The organism is Actinoallomurus sp. NPDC052274 (assembly GCF_040679475.1).
In the GTDB taxonomy this organism is placed as follows: Bacteria; Actinomycetota; Actinomycetes; order Streptosporangiales; family Streptosporangiaceae; genus Actinoallomurus; species Actinoallomurus liliacearum.
In genome coordinates this window covers 1-3,909 of sequence record NZ_JBFAUT010000128.1, presented here as the reverse complement: position 1 = coordinate 3,909, position 3,909 = coordinate 1, and the positions used below count along the sequence as shown (strand labels likewise).

At 74.4% G+C, this 3,909-nt stretch carries 4 protein-coding genes; 2 read left to right on the top strand and 2 right to left on the bottom strand.

Annotated features, from left to right (window positions below; all coding sequences use genetic code 11):
• A partial coding sequence (locus tag AB0K82_RS44340; RefSeq protein WP_364409744.1) for a hypothetical protein occupies positions 1-327 on the bottom strand: 327 nt, incomplete at its 3' end.
• A gap of 5 nt (positions 328-332) precedes the next feature.
• Positions 333-1,553 (bottom strand): SLC13 family permease, encoded by a 1,221-nt coding sequence (locus tag AB0K82_RS44335; RefSeq protein WP_364409742.1) that lies wholly within the window; start codon positions 1,551-1,553, stop codon positions 333-335.
• A 148-nt stretch (positions 1,554-1,701) separates the two neighbouring features.
• Here AB0K82_RS44335 and AB0K82_RS44330 point away from each other — a divergent pair, with 148 nt between their 5' ends.
• Positions 1,702-2,469 (top strand): glucose 1-dehydrogenase, encoded by a 768-nt coding sequence (locus AB0K82_RS44330; RefSeq protein ID WP_364409739.1) that lies wholly within the window; start codon positions 1,702-1,704, stop codon positions 2,467-2,469.
• Positions 2,470-2,619: 150 nt separating this feature from the next.
• Positions 2,620-3,819 carry an FAD-dependent oxidoreductase gene (locus tag AB0K82_RS44325; protein ID WP_364409736.1) on the top strand — a complete coding sequence of 400 codons (1,200 nt, stop codon included), beginning with the start codon at positions 2,620-2,622 and terminating at the stop codon, positions 3,817-3,819.
• Positions 3,820-3,909: the final 90 nt, after the last annotated feature.

Sequence of the window (3,909 nt, the reverse complement as noted above, 5' to 3'; positions counted from 1 at the left end):
CTGGTGGGCGCCCTCGGCGGCCCTGACGCCCGCGTGGTCGCGGCGGGGGTGTCGGGCCCGCGGGGCCGCGGCCCGGCCGAGCCGCGCGGCGGCCGCCTCCAGCAGCTCGGCCGCGGCGGCCTGCGACAGCGCCTCGAGGCGGACGCCGGGGTCGCGTTCGCGGTGGCCCCGCCCGAGCAGGCCGGTGTAGGCATGGTGGGCGGCCGCGGTGACCTTCTCGTCCGTCACGTGCAGCAGTGTCAGGTCGGCGTCGGCGGGCGCCAGGTCGCGGGCGGCGTCGACGGCGGCCTCCCAGGTGCCCTCCGTGATCCAGATGGTCACTTTCACGCCGATCAGCCTCCGATCGTCGCCAGCATTCCCCACAGTGCCACGGTCGCGGCCACCAATGTGGCCGGGACGGTCACCAGGCCCAAGCGGGTGAACTCCCCCAGGCCCGGTTCGGCGTCGTGCTCGCGCAGGATCCGCCGCCACAGCAGCGTGGCCAGCGAGCCCACGTAGGTCAGGTTCGGGCCCAGGTTCACGCCGATCAGCACCGCGAGCACCGGTCCCGGCCCCTCGGGGGCCACCAGCGGCAGCATCGCCAGCACGGCGGGCAGGTTGTTGATCAGGTTCGCGAGCAGCGCCGCCAGGGCGGCGACCGCCAGCAGCGCGAGCAGACCTGATCCGTGCGGCAGCACCCGACCGGCCGCCCGGTCCAGGCCGTTCACCACCACCGCCTTGACGACGACGCCCAGCGCCAGCACGAACAGGCAGAACAGCGGGCCGGCCGACGCCACCACCCCGCGTACCGTGGTCCGCCGCTGCCGCAGCGCCCGGGCCGCCAGCACCAGCGCGCCGGCCAGCGCGGCCCACGCCGGGTTCACCGCCGCGAACGAGGTCACGACGAACCCCGCCAGTGTCAGGGCCAGCACCACGACCGTGAACACCGGCACCCGCGGCCGCTCGACCGGCCGCTCCCGGCCCGGGGCGACGGCCAGATCGCCGCGGAAGAACCAGCGGAACACCGCGTACTCCACCGCGATGACCACCAGCCACGGCAGCGCCATCAGCCCGGCGAACCGGGTGAACGACAGCCCGCTGGCCGCGAATGCCAGCAGGTTCGTCAGGTTCGACACCGGCAGCAACAGCGACGCGGAGTTGGCCAGGTGGGTGCAGGCGTACACGTACGGGCGGGGCCGTACCCCGACCCGCGCCGCGGTCGCGAAGACCACCGGCGTCAGCAGCACGACCGTGGCGTCCAGGCTCAGCACCGCCGTGACCAGCGACGCGACCGCGAACACCCCGGCCAGCAGCCGCACGGGCCGCCCGTGGCAGGCGCGCGCCACCAGGTCACCGGCGGCGGTGAACAGCCCCTCGTCGTCGCACAGCTGCGCGAGCGCCAGCACGGCCGCCAGGAACCCGACGACGGGGAGCAGCGTGCGGGTCTGCGCCCACGCCTGGGCCGGGGACACCGCGCCGACGGCGGTCAGCAGGCCGGCCGCGGGCACCGCCGCGACGGCCTCCGGCAGCCCACGCGGCCGGGCGACCGCGAAGACCAGCACCGCCAGCAGCAACGCGACCGCCAGCGTCTCGGCGACGACGGTGTGCAGCGCGGCCTCCCGATGGCGAACGGTACGGCCCCGCCGGAACCGTTTCCGCAGACCACCAGCATCTCACCCCGCGATCAGCGCGACCGGCCCGGTCCCGGTACCGTTTCGCCCCGTGACGACCTACCTGGAGGAGCTGTTCTCCCTCGACGGCCGTGTCGCGCTGGTCACCGGCGGCAGCTCCGGCATCGGCCGCGCCATCGCCATCGCCCTGAGCCGCGCCGGCGCGCGGGTCGTCCTCATCGCCCGTCGCGAGCCCGAGCTGCGTGACACGGCCGCCGAGCTGGAGTCCCACGGCCGCCCCGCCGCGTACGTCACGGCCGACCTCGCCGACCGCGCGCAGGTGCACCGGGCGGCCGACCAGGCGGTCGCGCCGTTCGGCGAGCCCGACATCCTGGTCAACTGCGCCGGGATCAACCTGCGGCCCCCGATGGACGAGCTCGACGAGCCCACCTGGGACAAGACGATCGCCGTCAACCTGGACGCGCCGTACCTGCTCGGCCAGAGGTTCGGGCCGGGCATGGCCCGCCGCGGCCACGGCCGCATCATCAACGTCGCCTCCCAGCAGTCCTTCCGCGCCTTCGCCAACAGCGGCGCCTACGGCGCGTCGAAGGGCGGGCTGGTCGCCCTGACCCGCTCCCAGGCCGAGGCGTGGTCCCCGCGCGGCGTCCGCGTCAACGCGCTCGTCCCCGGCTTCGTCGTCACTCCGCTGGTCACGCACATCCCCGCCGACCGCCAGGACGCCATGGCCGAGCGGACCCTCATCGGCCGCAACGGCCTGCCCGGCGACTTCGCCGGCGCCGCCGTGTTCCTGGCCGGCGCCGCGTCGGCCTACGTCACCGGCCAGGCCCTCTTCGTCGACGGCGGTTTCTCCGCCCACTGACCGGCGGCCGTCCTCACCGGCCGGCCGGGCGCGACACCCTGGGAGTTCCTCCGCCCGGTCCATGCGTGTCAGGTGATCCCGCTCACACCTGTCACAACGATCGATCGCGCGGTGTCTTGTGGCCGACCCCCTGCAAACGGAGGAGACACCATGGCCGAGAACACCGAGGTCGTCGTGGTCGGTGGCGGATACGCCGGCGTCATGGCGGCCAATCGCCTGACGCAGCGCGACGACGTGACCGTGACGCTGATCAACCCGCGCCCGGCCTTCGTCGAGCGGATCCGCCTGCACCAACTGGTGGGCGGGTCCGACGACGCGCTCGTCGACTACCGGAAGATCCTGGCCGACGGAGTCCGGCTGGTGGTCGACACCGTGACCCGGATCGACGCGGCCGGGCGCCACGTGACCCTGGCGACGGGCGGTACGGTCGGCTACGACTATCTGATCTACGCGGTGGGCAGCGGGAGCGCCGACCCGCGGGTGCCCGGCGCGGCCGAGTTCGCCCATCCGATCGCCGGGCTGGAGGAGGCGCAGCGGCTGCGGCCGATCCTGCAGTCCGCGCCCGCATCGGCCGTGGTGACGGTCGTCGGAGCCGGTCCGGCCGGCATCGAGACCGCCGCCGAGCTGGCGGAGCAGGGCCGCCGAGTGACCCTGGTGTGCGGCGGAGCGCTCGGCCCGTACCTGCATCCTCGGGGCCGGCGCTCGGTCGCCAGGCGGCTGGCCGGTCTCGGGGTGACCGTGCTCGACGGCCCCGGCACGAAGGTGACGGCCGTGACGCGCGACGTCGTGCGGCTCGATGACGGCCGCGCGGTGCCGAGCGAGGTGACCATCTGGACCGCCGGGTTCGGCGTGCCGGACCTTGCCGCGCGCAGCGGGCTGAGCACCGACGCCCTGGGCCGCCTGCGCACCGACGAGACGTTGACGAGCGTGGACGACGTGCGCGTCATCGCGGCCGGGGATTCGGCGGCGCCGTCGGACCTGCCGTTCCGGATGGGCTGCCAGTCCGCGGTTCAGCTGGGCCCGCAGGCCGCCGAGACGGTGCTCAGCCGGATGGCGGGTGAACGGCCCGCGCCCGTCAGCGTGGGTTTCGCCGGCCAGTGCATCAGCCTGGGGCGTCGCGCGGGCATCTTCCAGTTCTCCCGCAGGAACGACACCGCGATAGGGCTCTACCTCGGCGGCCGCCCGGGCGCGAAGCTCAAGGAGTTCGTGTGCCGGAGCACCGTGTGGCAGCTGGGGTACGAGGCGCGCAGGCCCGGTGCGCGCACCTGGTGGGCCAAGGATGCCAAGCGCCAGGGATTGCTGCGGGCCGAGCGCGGCGAGGCGCCGATCACCGCTGAACGGGCGGCCTAGTACTACATAGCTAGATCTGGATGACCTGGAGGCGCAGTCGTCGCTTGACGTGGTGCCTGCGTGCTTCGGCTTGATGGGCGCGCCGGACGA

Coding starts and splice junctions, on each gene's coding strand:
- AB0K82_RS44325 (WP_364409736.1), top strand. CDS start 2,620: ATGGCCGAGAACACCGAGGTCGTCGTGGTCGGTGGCGGATACGCCGGC.